This window comes from Pseudomonas saudiphocaensis, from assembly GCF_000756775.1.
Classification (GTDB): Bacteria; Pseudomonadota; Gammaproteobacteria; order Pseudomonadales; family Pseudomonadaceae; genus Stutzerimonas; species Stutzerimonas saudiphocaensis.
Genome location: NZ_CCSF01000001.1, coordinates 74626 through 94364, shown reverse-complemented (window position 1 = coordinate 94364; position 19739 = coordinate 74626). Strand labels below are relative to the sequence as shown.

The 19739-nt window shown below is 59.1% G+C and carries 24 protein-coding genes; 9 read left to right on the top strand and 15 right to left on the bottom strand.

Features of this window, described 5'->3' with window-relative positions:
• Positions 1-4: 4 nt before the first annotated feature.
• Positions 5-1252 (bottom strand): lipoprotein-releasing ABC transporter permease subunit, encoded by a 1248-nt coding sequence (locus BN1079_RS00465; RefSeq protein ID WP_037021547.1) that lies wholly within the window; start codon positions 1250-1252, stop codon positions 5-7.
• Between the two features lie 101 nt (positions 1253-1353).
• On the opposite strand from BN1079_RS00465, the gene BN1079_RS00460 reads away from it, so the two are divergent.
• From BN1079_RS00460 to BN1079_RS00450, 3 genes are read left to right on the top strand one after another with little or no spacing between them, the layout of a single operon-like run.
• A complete protein-coding gene (locus BN1079_RS00460; protein ID WP_037021545.1) occupies positions 1354-1926 on the top strand; it encodes a PilZ domain-containing protein in 573 nt (190 codons plus the stop codon).
• Position 1927: 1 nt separating this feature from the next.
• Positions 1928-2233, top strand: coding sequence for a hypothetical protein (locus BN1079_RS00455; protein WP_037021543.1), 306 nt, complete (start codon positions 1928-1930; stop codon positions 2231-2233).
• Positions 2230-2952, top strand: coding sequence for a glycerophosphodiester phosphodiesterase (locus BN1079_RS00450; RefSeq protein ID WP_037021541.1), 723 nt, complete (start codon positions 2230-2232; stop codon positions 2950-2952). The genes BN1079_RS00455 and BN1079_RS00450 overlap by 4 nt, the downstream gene beginning before the upstream one ends.
• 112 nt (positions 2953-3064) lie before the next feature.
• Here BN1079_RS00450 and sthA read toward each other — a convergent pair whose 3' ends face one another.
• The 9 genes from sthA to BN1079_RS00405 all read right to left on the bottom strand — a co-directional run bounded on the left by sthA (position 3065) and on the right by BN1079_RS00405 (position 11656).
• Positions 3065-4459: a Si-specific NAD(P)(+) transhydrogenase gene (gene sthA / locus BN1079_RS00445; protein WP_037021539.1), complete on the bottom strand. Its 1395-nt coding sequence runs from the start codon at positions 4457-4459 to the stop codon at positions 3065-3067.
• Between the two features lie 67 nt (positions 4460-4526).
• Positions 4527-4751, bottom strand: coding sequence for a (Na+)-NQR maturation NqrM (gene nqrM / locus BN1079_RS00440; protein ID WP_037021538.1), 225 nt, complete (start codon positions 4749-4751; stop codon positions 4527-4529).
• Positions 4748-5671: an FAD:protein FMN transferase gene (locus tag BN1079_RS00435; RefSeq protein ID WP_037021537.1), complete on the bottom strand. Its 924-nt coding sequence runs from the start codon at positions 5669-5671 to the stop codon at positions 4748-4750. Before BN1079_RS00435 ends, nqrM begins: the two co-directional genes overlap by 4 nt.
• Before the next feature lie 130 nt (positions 5672-5801).
• Positions 5802-7025, bottom strand: coding sequence for an NADH:ubiquinone reductase (Na(+)-transporting) subunit F (gene nqrF, locus BN1079_RS00430; protein WP_037021536.1), 1224 nt, complete (start codon positions 7023-7025; stop codon positions 5802-5804).
• Between the two features lie 15 nt (positions 7026-7040).
• Entirely contained in the window at positions 7041-7649 is a 609-nt protein-coding gene (gene nqrE, locus BN1079_RS00425; protein WP_037021535.1) for an NADH:ubiquinone reductase (Na(+)-transporting) subunit E, read from the bottom strand.
• Positions 7649-8323: an NADH:ubiquinone reductase (Na(+)-transporting) subunit D gene (locus tag BN1079_RS00420; protein WP_171819312.1), complete on the bottom strand. Its 675-nt coding sequence runs from the start codon at positions 8321-8323 to the stop codon at positions 7649-7651. Before BN1079_RS00420 ends, nqrE begins: the two co-directional genes overlap by 1 nt.
• Entirely contained in the window at positions 8320-9111 is a 792-nt protein-coding gene (locus tag BN1079_RS00415; RefSeq protein ID WP_037021532.1) for a Na(+)-translocating NADH-quinone reductase subunit C, read from the bottom strand. The genes BN1079_RS00420 and BN1079_RS00415 overlap by 4 nt, the downstream gene beginning before the upstream one ends.
• Positions 9104-10315, bottom strand: a complete 1212-nt coding sequence (locus BN1079_RS00410) for an NADH:ubiquinone reductase (Na(+)-transporting) subunit B (RefSeq protein ID WP_037021531.1) — start codon at positions 10313-10315, stop codon at positions 9104-9106. Before BN1079_RS00410 ends, BN1079_RS00415 begins: the two co-directional genes overlap by 8 nt.
• A gap of 3 nt (positions 10316-10318) precedes the next feature.
• Entirely contained in the window at positions 10319-11656 is a 1338-nt protein-coding gene (locus BN1079_RS00405; RefSeq protein WP_037021530.1) for a Na(+)-translocating NADH-quinone reductase subunit A, read from the bottom strand.
• 309 nt (positions 11657-11965) lie between these two features.
• Here BN1079_RS00405 and BN1079_RS00400 point away from each other — a divergent pair, with 309 nt between their 5' ends.
• From BN1079_RS00400 to BN1079_RS00380, 5 genes are all read left to right on the top strand, one after another.
• On the top strand, positions 11966-12307 hold the full coding sequence (locus tag BN1079_RS00400; RefSeq protein ID WP_037026526.1) for a thioredoxin family protein: 342 nt from the start codon (positions 11966-11968) through the stop codon (positions 12305-12307).
• A gap of 35 nt (positions 12308-12342) precedes the next feature.
• Positions 12343-12711 (top strand): ArsC family reductase, encoded by a 369-nt coding sequence (locus tag BN1079_RS00395; RefSeq protein WP_037021529.1) that lies wholly within the window; start codon positions 12343-12345, stop codon positions 12709-12711.
• 42 nt (positions 12712-12753) lie between these two features.
• The gene (gene dapD, locus BN1079_RS00390) at positions 12754-13788 is read left to right on the top strand and encodes a 2,3,4,5-tetrahydropyridine-2,6-dicarboxylate N-succinyltransferase (protein ID WP_037021528.1); all 1035 of its coding nucleotides are present in this window, start codon (positions 12754-12756) and stop codon (positions 13786-13788) included.
• A gap of 70 nt (positions 13789-13858) precedes the next feature.
• On the top strand, positions 13859-15061 hold the full coding sequence (locus tag BN1079_RS00385; RefSeq protein ID WP_037021527.1) for an aminotransferase class V-fold PLP-dependent enzyme: 1203 nt from the start codon (positions 13859-13861) through the stop codon (positions 15059-15061).
• On the top strand, positions 15058-15474 hold the full coding sequence (locus tag BN1079_RS00380; RefSeq protein ID WP_037021526.1) for a SufE family protein: 417 nt from the start codon (positions 15058-15060) through the stop codon (positions 15472-15474). Before BN1079_RS00385 ends, BN1079_RS00380 begins: the two co-directional genes overlap by 4 nt.
• A 293-nt stretch (positions 15475-15767) precedes the next feature.
• Here the strand turns inward: BN1079_RS00380 and wrbA are convergent, their stop codons facing one another.
• From wrbA to BN1079_RS00355, 5 genes are all read right to left on the bottom strand, one after another.
• Entirely contained in the window at positions 15768-16367 is a 600-nt protein-coding gene (gene wrbA, locus BN1079_RS00375) for an NAD(P)H:quinone oxidoreductase (RefSeq protein ID WP_037026525.1), read from the bottom strand.
• Between the two features lie 43 nt (positions 16368-16410).
• Complete coding sequence (locus BN1079_RS00370) at positions 16411-17109, bottom strand: pirin family protein (RefSeq protein ID WP_037021525.1); 699 nt, start codon at positions 17107-17109, stop codon at positions 16411-16413.
• A gap of 134 nt (positions 17110-17243) precedes the next feature.
• Positions 17244-18119, bottom strand: coding sequence for an alpha/beta fold hydrolase (locus BN1079_RS00365; protein WP_037021524.1), 876 nt, complete (start codon positions 18117-18119; stop codon positions 17244-17246).
• 70 nt (positions 18120-18189) lie between these two features.
• Positions 18190-18900 carry an LrgB family protein gene (locus BN1079_RS00360; RefSeq protein WP_037021523.1) on the bottom strand — a complete coding sequence of 237 codons (711 nt, stop codon included), beginning with the start codon at positions 18898-18900 and terminating at the stop codon, positions 18190-18192.
• The gene (locus BN1079_RS00355) at positions 18897-19262 is read right to left on the bottom strand and encodes a CidA/LrgA family protein (RefSeq protein ID WP_037021517.1); all 366 of its coding nucleotides are present in this window, start codon (positions 19260-19262) and stop codon (positions 18897-18899) included. The genes BN1079_RS00360 and BN1079_RS00355 overlap by 4 nt, the downstream gene beginning before the upstream one ends.
• A gap of 313 nt (positions 19263-19575) precedes the next feature.
• Between BN1079_RS00355 and BN1079_RS17670 the strand changes: the two genes are divergently transcribed.
• Positions 19576-19728 carry a hypothetical protein gene (locus BN1079_RS17670; protein ID WP_171819272.1) on the top strand — a complete coding sequence of 51 codons (153 nt, stop codon included), beginning with the start codon at positions 19576-19578 and terminating at the stop codon, positions 19726-19728.
• Positions 19729-19739 lie beyond the last annotated feature (11 nt).

The window sequence follows — 19739 nt, the reverse complement described above, 5'->3', positions numbered from 1 at the left end:
CTGCTCACTCATAACGTAGCGCCTCCGCCGGCTGGGTACGGGCCGCGCGCCAGGCCGGGTAAAGGGTGGCGAGAAAGCTCAGGACCAACGCCGCGACGCAAACCTGGATCACATCGGCAGCCATCAGCCGCGACGGCAGGTAGTCGATGAAATACACATCGGCGTTGAGAAACCGGTGCCCGATCAGCCGCTCCAGGGCGGCGATCCAGTCGCTTACATTGCGTGCCGCGAAAATCCCGAGCAAGGCGCCGACCAAGGTCCCGACCACACCAATGATCGTTCCCTGCACCATAAAGGTCGCCATAATCTGCCGTGGGGTTGCGCCGAGAGTACGCAGGATGGCGATATCCCCACGCTTGTCGGTAACCACCATGACCAGCGTCGAGATGATATTGAATGCCGCCACCGCAACGATTAGCAGCAACAACAGGCCGATCATCGCCTTTTCCATGCGGATCGCCTGGTAGAGATTGCCGTGGGTACGAGTCCAGTCACGGGAATAGAAATCTTCACCCAGTTCCCTGGCCAGCACGGCGGCAATGGCCGGGGCCTGGAACAGGTCGTCGAAACGCAGCCGCAGACCCTGCACCTGATCGGTTTTCCAACGCTGCAAGCGAGCCATGTCGGTGATATTGGCCATGGCTACGTAACCATCGATCTCGCCAGCGCCTACATGGAAGATGCCCTGTACGGTAAAGCGCTTCATCCGCGGAAACACGCCTGCCGGCGTGACTGTCACTTCGGGCGCGACGAAGGTGATTTTGTCGCCAACTCCCACCCCGAGCCGGGCCGCCGCCCGATCACCAATGACGATGCCGAACTCACCTGGCGCAAGTTCCGCCAGCGACCCTTCCCGGAAGAACCGGTCAATGATCGATACCTGCGGCTCAAGCTCGGGCTCCACTGCATTGATCAATATCTTGGTGACCTGCCCGCGATGGGTCAGTAGCCCCTGCATCTGAATAAAGGGCGCCACTGCCTCCACTTGCGGGTGCTCGGTCAAACGCTGCCCCAGTTTTTGCCACTGATTGATGGGCACCGGGCTTTCGACGGTCGCGTGCGGCACCATCCCCAGCACGCGGGTGCGCATTTCGTGATCAAAGCCGTTCATCACCGAAAGCACGACGATCATCACCAGCACGCCCAGTGCAAGTCCGATCATCGAGGTGAAGGAGATGAAGGAAACGAAGAGGCCACGACGCCTGGCGCTGGTGTAGCGCGCTCCGATATAAACGGGCAGCGGTCTGAACATAAATCGATGGGTTCGCTTTCGCTGGCGGGAAAATAACAAGCTGAATGACGTACTCAGGCGGCCTGATACACTCAAGCCATTACTGCAGCCCAGGGACCAACATGTCCATAGAAGACACTGAAGATCGCCGCGAATACTATCGTATCGAGGACATGATCGCACTGGAAATCCTCCCCCTCGAAGGCCAGGGGGTTAGCGCAGGCGAGAGTCCCAGCCGACTGTTCGACCTGCTTGGCGAACTGCACCAGATGGACTTCGAAGCTCAATACCTGTTGCGCCAGATCAGCGAGCAGAACCGCACGCTGGCCAATTACCTGAAGGTACAGAATAGGCGTATAGATCTGCTGGGCCAGGCACTGGCCCAGGGCCTGGTAAAGGACATTGGTCCTACGCGCGAAGTCGGCCTGTCCGAAGGTGGACTCAATTTCATCCACGACCAGCCGCTTGCGCTAGATTCCATCTGGACCCTCAAGATAGTGCTGATGCCCCAGGGACTAGGCATGATGCTGAAAGCCCGCGTGGTCAGCTGCGTTGCGCGGGATGATGGGCAATTTGCTGTCAGCACTGCCTTCGAAGCGTTGACTGATGCACAACGGCAATTGCTCGCGCGACATATCCTGCAGAAACAGGCGACGGAACGACGCCTGGCCCGTGAAAATCTGCAAGGAACTTGACATGCACCCTCTGCTCATACCTTCTCTGCTGCTCGCCCTCAGTCTCCCTGCGCAGGGAGATGTCATTCGCATTCCTGTCGGCCAGCAGGGTGCTGGCGATATCGCCACGCCCAGCCGGGGAGCAACCAAGACTCAAGTACTCGAGCGCTTCGGCCTGGCCGATGAGGAGCATCCCGCAGTCGGCCAGCCTCCCATCACCCGCTGGGATTACCGGACGTTCTCGGTGTATTTCGAAGGCAACCGCGTGATCAACAGCGTGATACATCATCAACGCGCCAGTTCATTGGAAAGAGACGCACAACCGTGACCCTGATCTATGGCCATCGCGGCGCCAAGGGTGAAGCTCCGGAGAACACCTTGGCGAGCTTCCAGCAATGCCTTTCCCACGGCGTACGCCGCTGCGAACTTGACCTTCACCTGTCCAAGGACAGCGAGCTGATGGTCATCCACGACCCGACCCTCAAGCGCACCACTGGTCGGCGCGGCAAGGTAGTGGAACATGATGCCGCCGAACTGGTGCGCTATGACGCCCGTCACGGCGGGCCGGGCTGGAAGCAGCCCTGCCCCATTCCGCGACTATCCGAGCTGTTCGAGAAATGCGATTTCGAGCACTGGCAGCTGGAAGTCAAAAGTGCTTCGCGGGTACGGGCCGCACGCACGGTGCTGGCAATCAAGGCATTGGCCGAGCAGTACGACCTGTCGGAGCGCATCACCGTAACGTCCGGCTCGCGGGAGGTACTGCGCGCGTTGAAGCGTCTGACGCCGGAACTCGCCTGCGGCCTGGTAGCCGAGTACGCCTGGCTCGACCCGCTGAAAGTAGCCAAGCAGTACGACTGTCAGTTGCTGGTCCTGAAATGGACCCTATGCACCCCCGAGCGCATCGCCAAGGCCCAGGCGCAGGGGCTGCATGTTTCCGTCTGGACCGTGAACGATCCTGCCCTGATGCGCCGTCTTGCAGACTTCGGGGTCGACAGCATCATCACTGACTTCCCCGGGCTGGCAGTAGAAACCCTGGCCAAACTTTAAGCTGGAAGCCCGGGGCTTCAGCTACTCCTGCCTGATCAGAAGCCCTCCCGATTCGGCCAGCGCCAGTTTCGGGTGTCTTCTCCGACCGCCTCAGGCCACAGGTCGGAGCCGCTCAAAAAAGCCGATTGAGCCCGTCGAACGCCGCCACCCGATAGGCTTCCGCCATGGTCGGATAGTTGAAGGTGGTGTTGATGAAGTATTTGATGGTATTGGCTTCGCCCGGCTGGTTCATGATTGCCTGGCCGATATGCACGATCTCCGATGCCTGATAGCCGAAGCAGTGCACGCCAAGCACTTGCAGGGTCTCACGATGGAAGAGGATCTTCAGCATGCCGGTCTTTTCCGACGAAATCTGCGCACGCGCCATGCCCTTGAAGAAGGCCTTGCCCACTTCATACGGTACTTTGGCCTGGGTCAGTTCGCGCTCGGTCTTCCCGATGGAGCTGATCTCGGGAATTGTGTAAATGCCGGTAGGTACATCATCAACAAAACGCCAGCTGTCGTTGTCAACGATGCTGCCCGCAGCAGAGCGCCCCTGGTCATAGGCGGCACTGGCCAGTGACGGCCAACCGATGACGTCACCAGCTGCGTAGATGTTGCCAACATCGGTGCGGTAATACTCATCGACGTGGATCTGGCCGCGGCTGTTAACCTTCAGGCCGATGTTCTCCAGCCCCAGCCGGTCCGTGTTGCCCGTGCGGCCATTGCACCAGAGGAAAGCGTCGGCCTTGATCTTCTTGCCAGACTTCAGGTGCAGGATCACTCCGTTGTCCAGCCCTTCTACGCGCTCGTATTCCTCGTTGTGCCGCACCAACACGTTATTGCTGCGCAGGTGATAACTGAGAGCGTCGGAAATCTCATCATCCAGGAAGCTGAGCAACTGGTCGCGGTTATCGATCAGGTCGACCAACACACCCAGACCGCTGAAAATCGACGCGTATTCACAACCAATCACACCGGCTCCGTAAATGATCAGGCGACGGGGCGTGTGGCTCAGGGTCAGGATGGTGTCGCTGTCGTAGATGCGCGAATGCGAGAAATCGATGTCGGCTGGGCGATAGGGACGCGAACCTGTGGCGATGATGAATTGGGTAGCCACCAGACGCTCGACCATGCCGTTGGCGCTGACTACTTCGACCGATTGCTCATCGGAGAAGCTGGCCACACCGAAAAAGATGTCGATGCGGTTGCGAGCGTAATAGCCGGTGCGTGAGGTGACCTGTTTTTCGATCACGTCTTCGGCACTTTTCAGCACATCAGGGAAGGAGAACCAGCGCGGCTCGCCAATCTGGCGGAACAGCGGGTTGTTGTTGTACTGCATGATCTGCCGCACCGAGTGGCGCAGTGCCTTCGACGGAATGGTGCCCAGGTGGGTCGAGTTGCCGCCTACTTTCGGCCGGCTATCCACCACGGCCACCTTGCGTCCGGCCTTGACCGCATTCATTGCGGCGCCTTCGCCTGCGGGACCTGAACCCAGAATTACCACATCGTAGTTGTAGACAGCCATATACCCCCCTGGACACGCGGCAGCAAACACTACCGCTTAAACAAGCTTTACTTTGGACCTGCCGCCGTCAGTTCTTGGTCGCATCGTAGGCAAGAGCGGCACGCTCATCCTTGCCGGCGTTCACCTCTTCACATTTCTCACGACTGCCGCCACAGATCGAGCATTCCTTTTCGATCCCCAGATTGGCAATACCACCGCAAGAGCCCGCGATGGGCTTACGCCCCATGATGACTCCGATAGACATGCCGAATACCACCAGCAGCATGACAAGAAAAGCAGCCAACCAAATCATTGCTCTACTCCCGCACCGAACAGCTCGTCAAAAGCTGCAGTGCTTGTAGTGACGAATTCCTGCTCTTCATGAACCACAAAGAGCGCTGCAATACCATGCTCGGCAGCAAACGCCTGTCCGCGCTCCGGACCGAGCACCATTAACAAAGTAGACAACCCATCGGCACGTAATGTCGACGGATCAACAACCGTAACTGCGGCCAGCGAATGTTCAATGGGCGTACCGGTCGCTGGGTCCAGCGTGTGCGAGTAACGCCTGCCGTCGCGCTCGAAATAATTTCGGTAGTCGCCTGAAGTAGAAACCCCGTAACCATCGAGCTCCAGCACCTGCTGAGCCACACGCTCATTGACCCGAGGCGCCTCGATGGCAATGCGCCAAGGTTCGTCACCTGGCTTACGTCCCTTTGCCTTGAGCTCTCCGGTGATTTCCACCAGATAGCTTTCTACCCCTAGCGCTTCAAGCCGCTGCGCGACCAGATCCACTGCATAGCCCGCGGCGATGCTGTTGAAATCAATCTGGACGGCCGCATCCTTGCACAGCTGCTCATCTTCGACCCGCACATGCTGATGACCAACAGACTGCCGCACCTTGGCGACTTCCTCGGCCGAAGGCATTTGCTCCCGTCGCCCCTGTGGACCGAAGCCCCAGAGGTCGAGTAGCGGACCAATAGTGAGATCCAGAGCACCGTCGCTTTCCTGCGACAATTGCTGTCCAGCCAGCACCAGCTCGCGTGCCGAGTCGGGCATAGGCATGCACTGACCAGCGGGCAAGGCATTGAAAACTGAGATATCCGAATCGGCACGGTAAGTCGACAGCTGCCGGTCAAACCGCTCAAGAAGCGACTCGATTTCGACCAGCAACTGCTTCTTCGGAGCCGCATCGCTAGCCGCCACGTACTTCACTGAATAGGTGCTGCCCATGGTCGGGCCGGACAACTCTTCCACCCGCTCCTGAAACAGGCAGCCTGCCAGAGCTGTCGCCAGAGCGACAGCCGTGACAGGCTTCAATAAAGCGGTGACGCTGAGGAACTGATGTAGCGTCCTTGTCATCCTAACCGCCGAAGTCGTCGAGCAGGATATTCTCCGGTTCGACCCCGAGATCGGTGAGCATCTTGATCACCGAAGCGTTCATCATCGGCGGGCCGCACATGTAGAACTCGCAATCCTCCGGAGCCGGATGATCCTTGAGATAGTTCTCGTACAGCACGTTATGAATGAACCCGGTCGGACCGTCCCAGTTATCTTCAGGCTGGGGATCTGACAATGCCAGGTGCCACTCGAAGTTCTCGTTCTCGGCCTGCAGCTGATCGTACTGATCGACATAGAAGGCTTCACGCATGGAGCGCGCGCCGTACCAGAAGCTTATCTTGCGCTTGGATTTCAGGCGCTTGAGCTGGTCGAAGATGTGCGAGCGCATCGGCGCCATACCGGCACCACCACCAACGAAAACCATCTCGGCATCGGTGTCCTTGGCGAAGAATTCACCGAAGGGCCCGTAGACGGTGACCTTGTCGCCCGGCTTGAGGCTGAACACCCAGGACGACATCTGGCCCGGCGGCAGGTGATCCTGACCTGGCGGCGGTGAAGCGATACGGATGTTGAACTTAACGATGCCCTTCTCTTCCGGGTAGTTGGCCATGGAGTAGGCACGAACCACGGTCTCGTCGACCTTGGATACGTACTTCCACTGGTTGAACTTGTCCCAGTCGCCGCGATATTTTTCCTCGATGTCGAAGTCCTTGTAATGGACCACATGCGGCGGACACTCCAGCTGGACGTAGCCACCGGCACGGAAGTCGACGTTTTCGCCTTCCGGCAATTTAAGCGTCAACTCCTTGATGAAGGTGGCCACGTTGGGGTTGGACTCCACCGTGCATTCCCACTTCTTCACACCGAAAACTTCTTCCGGCACCTCGATCTTCATGTCTGCCTTGACTGGAGCCTGGCAGGATAGACGCCAGCCCTCCCCCGCCTCGCGACGAGTGAAGTGCGATTCCTCGGTGGGCAGCATTTCGCCGCCACCGCTCTTGATGATGCACTTGCACTGCGCACAGGTGCCGCCGCCGCCACAGGCGGACGAGAGGAAGATGTTGTTGGCCGCAAGGGTCTGCAGCAGTTTGCCGCCGGCCGGTACGGTAATGTTGCGCTCGCCATTGATCTCGATAGTGACATCGCCACTGGAAACCAGCTTCGCGCGTGCCGCCAGAATGATCACCACCAGCGCAAGCACGATGGCGGTGAACATGCCGATGGCAAGGAAAATTTCGTAACTCATCTGTTCATCCCGTCCTTAGAGCTGTACGCCAGAGAATGACATGAAGCCCAGCGACATCAGGCCGATGGTGATGAAGGTGATACCCAGACCTTGCAGGCCATCCGGGACATCGCTGTACTTCAACTTCTCGCGGATACCTGCCAGCAAGGCGATGGCCAATGCCCAGGAAAGGCCCGAACCCACGCCATACACCACGCTCTCGCTGAGGTTGTAGTCACGTTCGACCATGAACAGCGTGCCACCCATGATGGCGCAGTTCACGGTGATCAGCGGCAGGAACACCCCAAGCGCGTTGTAAAGGCTGGGCACATATTTATCGAGCAGCATTTCAAGAATCTGCACGATTGCCGCAATCACGCCGATGTAGCTGAGCAACCCGAGGAAACTCAGGTCGACGTCCGGCAAACCGGCCCAGCTCAGCGCACCTGGTTTGAGCAGGTAGGCGAAGATCAGGTTGTTAGCCGGCACGGTGATAGCCTGCACCACGATAACCGCGATACCCAAGCCAATCGCAGTCTCGACCTTCTTCGAAATCGCGATGAAGGTACACATGCCGAGGAAGAACGCCAGCGCCATGTTCTCGATGAACACGGCTCGGACGAACAGACTAATGTAGTGCTCCATTAGTAAGCCTCCTTGTTCGAGACCTGCGGTGCCATCTTGAAGGATGGCTGCTCAATCTGGTCCTTCTTCCAGACACGAATGGCCCAGATGAACAGGCCGATAAGGAAGAATGCGGAAGGCGGAAGCAGCATCATGCCGTTGGGCAGGTACCAGCCACCATCGTTGACTGCTGGCAGGACGGTATAGCCCATCAGCTTGCCGGCGCCGAATAGCTCGCGGATGAAGCCAAGCGCGATCAGCATGACACTGTAACCCAGACCATTACCGATACCATCGAAGAACGACAGCATGGGTGGATTCTGCATGGCGAAGGCTTCAGCGCGGCCCATCACGATGCAGTTGGTGATGATCAGTCCGACGAATACCGAAAGCTGCTTGGACAGCGAGTAGGCGAAGGCTTTGAGCACCTGGTCAACCAGGATAACCAGCGAAGCGATGATCACCATTTGCACGATCATGCGGATCGAGCTCGGGATCTGGCTGCGGATTATCGAGATGAACAGGTTTGAAAAACCCGTAACCAAGGTCAATGCTACCGACATCACCAAGGCAGTATTCAGGTTGGAGGTAACCGCCAGCGCCGAACAGATTCCGAGAATCTGCAGCCCGATAGGGTTGTTATTGAAAAGTGGGTCAAACAGAACTTGTTTGATAGTGGGTTGCGACATGCTTATGCCTCCCCTGTGCGCAGATTGGCGATGAAGGTGCCGAAGCCGTTCTCACCCAACCAGAAATGCAGCAGATTGTTGACGCCGTTAGTGGTGAGGGTTGCACCGGCCAGACCATCGACCTGGTGCTGAGCTCTCGGGCTTTGCGGATCGACGTTGCCCTTGACGATCTGTACCGCCAACTTGTTGCTGTCGTCGAACAGTTCTTTACCCGGCCACAGGCCGCGCCACTTCGGATTGTCGATCTCCCCCCCGAGGCCGGGAGTCTCACCGTGCTGGTAGAAGCCGAAACCTGCAACGGTATCCAGATCACCCTCCACCGCCATGAAGCCATAAAGGGTTGACCACAAACCGTAGCCGCGGACAGGCAGAATCAGCGTTTCGATTTCGCCGCCCTCGCCTTCAACGATATAAACGGTGCTGAAACGCTCGCGACGCTTGATCGAGGCAATATCTTGGCTGCCAGGCAACGGCTTGGACAATTCCGGATCCTTCGCAGCGGCCAGCGGATCAAAGGTACGCGCATCGAACTCGTCGCTGAACCGGCCGGTTTCCAGGTCGACCAGGCGCGCCACAATACGCTCATCGAACAGCGACTTGACCTGATTGCCGGACATACCCGGCTCTCCCAGACCGGCGATCGCGAGAATGCTGCGCTGCTTGTCCAGCAGACGGTTTTCTTCCTGGGTCGGACGCAGTGCCACCGCGGCACCTGCCACGAAGATGGAGCACACCAGGCAGACCAGCAGGGCTACCGTCAGCGTGCGAACGGTGGATTCTTTCTGACTAGACATTACGTGCCAGCCTCCGCTTGATATTGGCCTTAATAACGAAGTGGTCGATCAGCGGCGCACATAGGTTGGCAAACAGAATGGCCAGCATCATGCCTTCCGGGAAGGCCGGGTTGACCACCCGAATCAGCACAACCATGACGCCGATCAGGATGCCGAACACCCACTTGCCGGTGTTGGTCATGGACGCCGACACCGGGTCGGTAGCCATGAAGATCATGCCGAAGGCGAATCCGCCCACCACCATGTGCCAGTACCAGGGCATGCCGAACAATGGGTTGGTATCGGAACCGATCAGGTTGAACAGCAGGCTCAGGCCGATCATGCCGATCATCACGCCGGAGACGATGCGCCAGGAGGCGATCTTGGTCAGCAGCAGCACGGCGCCGCCAATGAAGATGGCCAGTGCGCTGGTTTCTCCGATCGAGCCATGAATGGTGCCGATGAAAGCGTCCATCCAGGTGATGCCACCCTCGATGACATTCTCGATACCACCGGTAAAGCCCAAGCTCAGAGCGGTGGCGCCGGCATAGCCGTCGACCGCAGTCCAGACGGCGTCGCCAGACATCTGCGCCGGATAGGCGAAGAACAGGAAGGCACGTGCGGTCAAAGCCGGGTTGAGGAAGTTCTTGCCGGTGCCGCCGAAGATTTCCTTACCGATCACCACGCCAAAGCTGATGCCCAGCGCAACCTGCCACAGTGGAATGGTTGGCGGCAGGATCAGCGCGAAGAGGACGGAAGTAACGAAGAAACCTTCGTTGACCTCATGCTTGCGGATTGAAGCGAACAGGACTTCCCAGAAACCGCCGACAATGAAGGTCACCGCGTAGATCGGCAGGAAGTAGGCCGCACCCTGGATGAAGTTGTCCCACAGACTGCCCGGATCGAAGCCGGCCAGCGCGCCGATCAGCGCAAAACGCCAACCTTCCTGAGCTGCCAGCAGGTCAGGGCTCTGAGCGTAGATCAGGTTGGCCTGGTAGCCAGTGTTCCACATCCCGAAGAACATCGCCGGAAAGGTACACAGCCAGACGGTGATCATCATGCGCTTGAGGTCGATGCCGTCACGCACGTGAGCAGTGGTTTTGGTGACACTACCAGGGCGGTAGAGGAATGTATCAGCGGCCTCGTACAGTGCGTACCACTTTTCGTACTTGCCGCCTTTCTCGAAATGGTGCTCGATCTTGTCGAGGAATGCGCGAATGCCCATGCCTTACCCCTCCTTCTCGATGCGGGTCAGATTGTCCCGCAGGATCGGGCCGTATTCGTATTTGCCGGCGCAGACATAGGTGCACAGCGCCAGATCCTCTTCGTCCAGCTCGAGACAGCCAAGCTTCTGGGCAACCTCGGTGTCGCCGACGATCAGCGCGCGCAGCAACTGGGTCGGGAGGATGTCGAGCGGCATCACTTCCTCGTAGTTACCCACCGGCACCATGGCCCGGGGGCTGCCGTTGGTCGAGGTTGAGAACGCGAACTTCTTGCCGGCGTTGAGCTTGGAAATGAAGATATTCAGCACCGAATGCTTTTCCGCACCCGCGCGCAGGTAATGCAGCATCTCGCGCTCCTTACCTTCACGAAGGCAGGAAACTTGCTGGTGGTAACGACCCAGGAAGGCAAAAGCGCCATGCGCAGTACGTCCGCCCAGCACCGAGCCGGAAATCACTCGGTTAGAACCTGGCTGCAGCTCGCCAGCGCTCAGCTCATCCAGGTTCGCCCCAAGACGGGTGCGTACCAGACGCGGGCTTTCCACCACTGGACCGGCCAGGGATACGACGCGCTCCACCGAAATGTGTCCCGTCGTGAACAGCTTGCCGATAGCGATTACGTCCTGATAGCCGATACTCCAGACGCTTTTGCTCGCGCTTACCGGATCAAGGAAGTGAATGTGTGTACCTGCCAGACCTGCCGGATGCGGGCCAACAAATGCTTCGGTGCGGACCTTTGCCAGGTTTTCACCCGGCAGGCTGCTTTCCGGGGCCTTGCACAGGAAGATCTTGGCCAGGTTGCCAAGCACCTTGAGTCCGGCTTCGAAATCTGCCGCCTGCTCGCCGATGATCACAGCCGGATCGGCCGCCAGCGGATGGGTATCGATCGCTGTAACGAAAATAGAACTCGGTGTGGCATCGATGGCCGGCACTTGGCTGTAGGGCCGGGTGCGCAGAGCAGTCCAGAGGCCCGACTGCTGCAGATTTTCTCGCACCTGTGTGTCGCTGAGCGCCTCTAGCTCAGCAGCAGCATACTGACTGAACGTCAGCTCCTCATCGCCTTGCAGATCGATGACTACTGACTGCAGCACGCGCTTCTCGCCGCGATGGACGGCACTGATAACTCCCGCCCCCGGAGCTGTGAAGTTAACCCCAGGCGAACGCTTGTCGGAAAAAAGAACCTGCCCCAACTTGACGCGGTCGCCGACCTGAACTTCCATTTTTGGCTTCATGCCCGGGTAATCAAACCCTATTACGGCGACGCTTCGCACGGGCCTCGCGGCCTCGATACGCTGCGCCGGCGCACCTGTAATGGGCAAATCAAGCCCACGTTTTATATTGATCATCGGCCCGCCTAACCAGTGATTTACAGAACTTGGGAACCCCGACGACTAGCGAAAAGTCCAATGGCTTAATTCACGCCAATCAAGCTGAAAGGCGCGGCGCTATGTCGCGGAATGTAGAAATCTGCGCGATTATAAGGGCCTCCCACAGCGACTGGCCACCCAAGTGCTTTCAAATTTTGACTAAGAACAAGCGCGCCGTGCCAAATGGGCAATAGCGGCTTGGAATAAGGCGTGCTAATGGAGTGCCTCGATTGCTTCTATTCACTCCGCCCCTTCGTTACAGCCGTCTCGCCCCTTGGAGCCCGGCAAATGCCTTTCGAAACAACCTATGCGTCTCATGCACCTACGCGCGCTGAGGTAGACACGTTGCCAGGCCTGACCCTGCTGGAGTTTGGCACTGACTGGTGCGGCCATTGCCGGGCAGCACAAGGCCCTCTCGCTGCAGCAATGGCCGAGCGGGATATACGCCACTTAAAGATTGAAGACGGACCGGGCCGCGCTCTAGGTCGTTCGTTTCGAGTCAAACTCTGGCCGACCTTGATCCTCCTGCGTGAAGGTGAGGAGCTGTTTCGCCTGGTTCGCCCCACCAGCAGTACGACCATAGTTGAAGCACTAGACCTTAGTAGCAACAAGGGTGCCAACCTGCCATAATTCGCCACCCATACGGTAAAAAGCGAAATTCTTCCATGCCTCACAAGAACAAACTGCGTCTGTATGGCATCAAGGCCTGCGACACCATGAAAAAGGCCCGCACCTGGCTTGACCAGCAGGGGCTAAATTACGACTTTCACGACTACAAGAGTGCCGGCATCGATCGTACTCATCTGCAGGCCTGGTGCGACGAGCACGGCTGGCAGATCATCCTCAACCGTGCCGGCACCACGTTCCGCAAGCTCGACGAGTCCCAGAAGGCCGATCTTGACCAGGCCAAGGCCATAGAACTGATGCTGGCCCAACCGTCAATGATCAAACGCCCGGTGCTCGACCTCGGTGACAGGACGCTGATCGGCTTCAAGCCTGATACTTATGCTGCCGCGCTGAGCGGGACGAACTAAGCGCACGCCGCGAGCGCATGCGCCCCGACAACAGGATCACTAATGAACAATTCGCTTTTCAGCCTCGCCTTCGGTGTCGGCACCCAGAACCGCCAGGGCAGCTGGCTTGAAGTCTTCTATGCACAGCCGCTGCTGCACCCTGCCGCAGACCTGCTCGCAGCCATTGCACCGCTGCTGAACTACCAGGGTGGCAACCAGGCGATCGCCATCACCACCACGCAAGCCGCTCAACTGGCCGATGCGATCAAGTCACTGGATGCCGCCCAGCATGCTCTGCTGACGCGCCTTGCCGAGAGCCAGCGCCCGCTGGTGGTTACCCTGCTGGCAGAAGATAGCGAGCCGACCTCCACCCCCGAGGCTTACCTCAAGCTGCACCTGCTGTCGCACCGCCTGGTCAAGCCTCATGCACTGAACCTCTCCGGCATCTTCGCTCTGCTGCCCAATGTCGCCTGGACCAACCAGGGTGCGGTAGATCTTGCCGAGCTGGCCGAGCGTCAGCTTGAGGCTCGTCTAAAAGGCAACTTGCTGGCGGTCAATTCGGTGGACAAGTTCCCGAAGATGAGCGACTACGTGGTCCCGTCCGGCGTACGTATCGCCGACACTGCACGTATTCGCCTGGGCGCCTATATTGGCGAAGGCACTACGGTCATGCACGAAGGTTTCGTCAACTTCAATGCCGGCACCGAAGGCCCCGGCATGATTGAAGGACGCGTTTCCGCAGGCGTCTTCGTTGGCAAGGGTTCGGACCTGGGCGGCGGTTGCTCCACCATGGGCACGCTCTCCGGTGGCGGCAATATCGTTATTTCCGTTGGCGAGGGCTGCCTGATCGGCGCCAATGCCGGCATCGGCATTCCGCTGGGTGACCGCAATACCGTGGAGTCCGGCCTGTACGTTACCGCCGGCACCAAGGTGAACCTGCTCGATGAACAGGGCGAGCTGGTCAAGGTGGTCAAAGCGCGCGAACTGGCCGGTCAGTCCGACCTGTTATTCCGTCGAAACTCCCTGAGCGGCGCGGTGGAATGCAAAACCCACAAATCCGCCATCGAACTGAACGAGGCGCTGCACGCGCACAACTGATCGCAGCTGAAAGACCAGGCCATTAAGCAGCACACCTGGTCTTTTGGCTTTCTGCCTCAGGCTTAACGCTATGCTCTGCTCTCCCTGGCGTTCCGACTTCCCTGCCCTGGCCATTCTCGAGGCCCAGGGGCAGACCTATCTGGATAGCGCGGCAACCGCGCAAAAGCCTCAGGCACTGATCGAATCACTGACCGGCTACTACACCAGCGGCACAGCCAATGTGCACCGCGCCCAACATCAGGCCGCCGAACGTGCGACACGCGCTTTCGAGAATGCCCGACTCAAGGTGGCGCACTGGCTTAATGCCCGGAGCCCAACCGAGATCCTCTTCACTCACGGCGCCACCGAGGCACTGAATCTGCTGGCATATGGGCTGGAGCACCTGCTGCAACCCGACGACGAAATCGTCATCAGCGCCCTTGAGCATCACGCTAATCTGCTGCCCTGGCAGCAGCTGGCACAGCGCCGGGGGGCGAAGCTGGTCGTCTTGCCGCTGGATAAAGATGGCCTGATTGATCTTGAATCAGCCTCCCGGTTGATTGGTTCACGCACCCGCCTGCTTGCCGTCAGTCAGCTGTCGAATGTTCTCGGCGCCTGGCAGCCGCTGACGCCATTGCTTTCCCTGGCCAAGACCCAGGGCGCACTGACAATCGTCGATGGCGCTCAGGGCGTGGTGCATGGCCGTCACGATATGCAGGCACTGGCCTGCGACTTCTATGTCTTTTCCGGCCACAAGCTTTACGGGCCGGAGGGCGTCGGCGTGCTCTATGGCCGGGACGAGTCATTGCTCAAGCTTAAGCACTGGCAGTTCGGCGGTGAAATGGTGCGGATAGCCGAGTACCAGCACGCGGAGTTCCACGCTGCGCCGTTGGGTTTCGAAGCCGGCACCCCTGCCATTGGCGCCGTGATCGGCCTCGGCGCAACGCTGGACTATCTCTCCAGGCAGGACGCCACAGCCGTAGCCGCCCACGAGCAGAAACTGCACAGCCAGTTGCTCAGCGGGCTAAGCGCCTACTCCGGCCTTCGCCTCTTGGGCAAGCCCACGATAGCGCTGGCCTGCTTCACCATAGATGGCGTTCATCACGGTGACCTTGCACATCTGTTGACCGAACAGGGCATCGCCGTGCGCAGCGGCAGCCACTGCGCCCAGCCGCTAATGAAAACTCTGGGTATCGATGGTGCCATTCGTGTTTCGCTTGGGCTGTATAACGACGGCGGCGACTTGCAGCGCTTCTTCAGCGCAATGGACCGAGCTCTGGAGCTGCTGCAATGAGTGATCTTTCTCCAGCAGCCTGCGACGCTCTGGATGAATTCCAGCAGGCCGCCGGCTGGGAGCAACGTGCACGACTGCTGATGCAGTGGGGCAACCAGCTTGAGCCCATGAGCACGGAAGAATGCAACGATGCGGCCCAGGTCGCCGGCTGTGAAAGCCGCGTCTGGCTGATCGGCGAGCGAAAGGACGACCGCTGGCACTTTCGCGCTACTAGCGAAGCACGCTTGCTGCGTGGTCTGCTCGCCGTGTTGCTGGTCCGTGTAAACGGGCTCGACAGCGGCCAGCTACAGCAGCTCGATATTACACACTGGTTCGAACAGCTCGGTCTTTCCCGACAACTGTCACCGTCCCGCAGCAATGGCATGAATGCGGTGCTGGAGCGTATGCGCCAAATCAGCCGGGCAGACGGATAGCAGCCCGCGGGGCTTCAGCCAAGCAAGCATTGATCCCGCAAGAAAGTGGGAAACGCCGCAGCTAAAGCCACTGCCGTCGCCGGCTGTTTTGTTTATGTGCCGAGCCCATCGGCGGAAGATGGGCGGATAAGCTTCGCGTTATTCAGCCGAGCGCCATAGGCGGTGCGGTTGCCGAACCATGTGGAAATGGGCCACGCCCCTGAAGAGAGAGACCACGCGCTAAAGCCGCTCCCGCTGGCCGGATGTGCCGGGCTCTTGCGCAAGTGACTTCAGCTACGAGGGCTCTCTGGCGGTCAGCCCTTGAGCTTGAGCGCAGTTTTGGCCACCAGTTCGCCCTGATATCGGGCGATGGTCAGCTCCTTGGTAGAAGGCTGGCGCGACCCATCACCACCGGCAATCGTCGAAGCCCCATAAGGCGTACCACCGTTGGTTTGGGAAATATCAAAGAACTCGCCGATGCCGTAGCCGGTCGGCACGATGATCATTCCGTGGTGCGCCAGAGTGGTCCAGGTCGAGGTGATGGTCATTTCCTGGCCACCGCCGGTACCCGTCGAGGTAAAGACGCTGGCGACCTTGCCATGCAATGCGCCCTTGGCCCAGAGCCCACCGGTCTGATCGAGGAAGTTGCGCATCTGCCCGGACATGTTGCCGAAGCGCGTGGGTGTGCCAAAGATGATCGCATCGTAGTCCGGCAGTTCGCTCGGGCTGGCGATTGGCGCTGCCTGGTCGGTCTTGCCGCCGGCATTCTTAAATATCTCCTCGGGCATCGTTTCAGGTACGCGCTTGACCGTCACTTCAGCACCTGGAACGCCACGCGCACCTTCGGCGACGGCGTTAGCCATGGTCTCTATATGGCCGTACATGGAATGGTAGAGCACTAGAATCTTTGCCATTTCTGTTTCCTCTTTTTCGAATTGAGTTGGACGGAACACCTGCTCAAAGGACATCCACAAGCACCACTTCGCTGTCCTCCAGCGCCTTGACGCTCAGCTGCGTCTCGTCCCGTATGGCTACACCGTCCCCCTGGCTGGCAATGACGTCGCCGATCTCGATTCGCCCAGTGGCCGGAACCAGGTAGACCTTGCGGCCTGCGGCGATCGGGTATTGGGCAGCCTGCCCGGCAGAAAGTGTCGCCGCCACCAGCCGCGCATTGGCACGAATCGGTAGCGCATCGGTATCTCCCTCGATGCCGCTGGCGAGCGTCACGAAGGCACCGGCGCGCTCGCCACGCGGAAACGGTCGCGTGCCCCAGCTGGGCGGCAGGCCGCTGCGATCAGGATAGATCCATATCTGGAAAAGCTCGCAGGCTTCGTCTTCCAGGTTGAACTCGCTATGAGTGATCCCGGTGCCGGCGCTCATCACCTGCACATCGCCTGCCTGAGTGCGACCGCTGTTACCGAGGCTGTCCTGGTGACTGATGGCGCCCTTGCGGACATAGGTGATGATTTCCATATCGCGGTGCGGGTGCGCCGGAAAGCCCGAGTGCGCTGCGATGGTGTCGTCGTTCCAGACGCGCAGCCTGCCCCAATGCATACGCAGCGGGTCATGATAATCGGCGAAGGAGAAGTGGTAATGGGTGTCGAGCCAGCCATGATTGGCCTTGCCCAGCTGGCTCCGTGGACGGTGTTCGATCATCGATAGCAGCCTCCGATTCAGTCAGCCCGACGCCATGTCGAGCGGCTTATGGAGCTATCTTCCATCCAATCCGTTGCAAAATGGTTGGATATTATCGGTAGAAACAATCGAAGAAGCCGATATGACTCAAATGTTCAGCTCAGGAACGCCAGGGTTTCATCCAGCAAAAGCTGCGGCACTTCCTCGGCGATGTAATGGCCACACGGAAGCGCCCTGCCTTCTACATTCCGGGCCACCTTGCGCCACTCTGCCAACGGCTCGAAACAGCGCGCGATAATGCCATTGGCACCCCAAAGCACCAGCAGCGGCGCTTCGATTTGGCGCCCGGCTTCGCGGTCTTCACGGTCGTGCTCAAGATCGATACCTGCGCTCGCGCGATAGTCTTCGCAGAAGGCATGGATGGTGCCCGGCAGCTTCATGCAGCGCAGGTATTCCGCGTAAGCAGCCGGGGTGAACGGATGCGCATGATCAGCACGTGTCGCCACGGCCGAATCCAGCACCAGCTCAGGCGCGGCTTCCAACAGCATTTCCGGCAATGGTGCAGGGCGGATCAGAAAGAACCAGTGCCAGTAGGCACGTGCGAAGGTTTCGTCTGTCTGGCTGTACATGGCCAGCGTCGGCGCGATGTCGAGCAGAATCATCCGCCGTACCGCTTGTGGATGATCCATGGCCAGACGATGACTGACCCGCGCGCCCCGATCGTGCGCAAGTACATCAAAGCGTACGAAGCCCAGGCTACGCATCAGCTCGACCTGGTCTCGCGCCATCTCGCGCTTGCTATAGGCAGCGTGATCGCCGCCACCTTCCCGCTTGCCGCTATCGCCGTAGCCGCGCAAATCAGCCGCCACGACGGTGAACCGCTCAGCTAGCTGATCGGCCACCTGATGCCACATGAAATGCGTCTGCGGATAACCGTGCAACAACAGCAATGGCGGACCCGAGCCGCCTTTACGATAGGCGATACGCACGCCGTTGACTTCGCACTCGCTACGCTGGAATTGCTCGAACATGACCTTCCTCCAATAAGCAGACAGTGCGCAGCTGACGCCAGATGCGCAACGACGTGTTCTAACTGCTAGATCAGCCCAAAGTCAGTGGCACAAACAGCGCAATCAGGATGCCCAGGAAGCTCATCCCCAGCGCAGAAAATGCGCCGCACTCGTCGCCCTCCTCCAATGCGCGTGCCGTACCGATGGCATGGGCGTTCATACCGTAACTCAAGCCGCGGGCAGCCGGATGATCAACCCCGGCCCAGCCCAGCAACAGCGGCCCCAGTGCGGTTCCGATCACCCCGGTAAGCATCACGAAAACCGCTGCCAGCGAGGCGATACCGCCAATCTGCTCAGCCGCCAGCATGGCTATCGGCATGGTTGCCGCTTTGGGCGCCAGGCTCATCAGCACCGCCATATCTGCACCCATCAGGCCGGAAATCACCAGCGTCAGCGCCACACAAAGAACGCCGCCGACGCACAGCGTGATCATGATCGGCCAGAACAGCTGCCGGATACGTCGCAGATGACGGTACAGGGGAATCGCCAATGCCACCGTTGCGGGGCCGACCAGGATGGCGATCATCGAAGCGCCCTCGCGGTAGGTCTGGTATTCCAGGCCGCTCAGATACAGCACGGACACTACCAGCAGCATCCCGATCATCACCGGTTGCAGCACCAGCCAGCCACTGCGCCGGTAGAGTGCCAGTGCCAATTGGAAGGCGATCAGGGTCAGGCCCGCCGAGAACAGCGGATGCTCCAGCGTCAGCCGCCAGACGGTAGCCAGATCAAAGCTCGTCATGCCTGGTCCTCCTGCTTACGCTCCATACGACGGATCAGCATCTGCATCAGCCAGCCGCAGAACGGCACGGTGATGACCAGCGACAGCACCAGACCCACAGCGATGGCCGGCAGATCATTCAGCAGAGCTTCGCTGCTGGTGATGATCCCGGCTGCAGGAACGATCAGCAGCAGCGGCAGATACTGCAGCAGCAACGCAGTGGTCTTCTCCAGCGACTCGGGGATGCTCCTACGAACCAGCAGAGCGACAAACAGCAGCACCATGCCGATGATGGGACCGGGCAGCGCCGGTAGCAGCAAAAGGTTTACGACGCTGCCGAGCAACTGCAGCACAATCAGCCAGGTCAGGCCTTTGAGGATCATTGAGGGAGTTTCCTTGAAGCAGACAGAACGGAGAAAGACCGCCAGCCGAGCCGGCTGACGTCTACGTTACAGCGAAACGCTGGACTATGGCCCGGCAGCGATCCTGACAAACAGGTGCAGTTGAGCTCAAAAAATGCGTATCAGTTACCCACGTGGTAGCAGCAAGTGGGCCGGTACAGCATACCTGTGACACCAACATCTTGCCGTTCTGGCGAACATACGGGACAAGCAAGGCAAACGCTCTAAATAGGTGTCAGTGCTTATACCGTCAACCCAGCTGTTGCCACGCTTTACTCTGGATCGGGCGAGCTTGATGAAACTACGCGCCTACGGTGAAGCGCTGATCGCCGCGCAGGCATTGCCTCACCGTGAAGCTTCCTACTATCTGATCCGTATTTTTCTCAAACAGCTGAGTCTGTTACTCAAACAGTATCCCGCCGATCATTCGCATCGCCTGAAAGCCTGACTTGGTGGTGC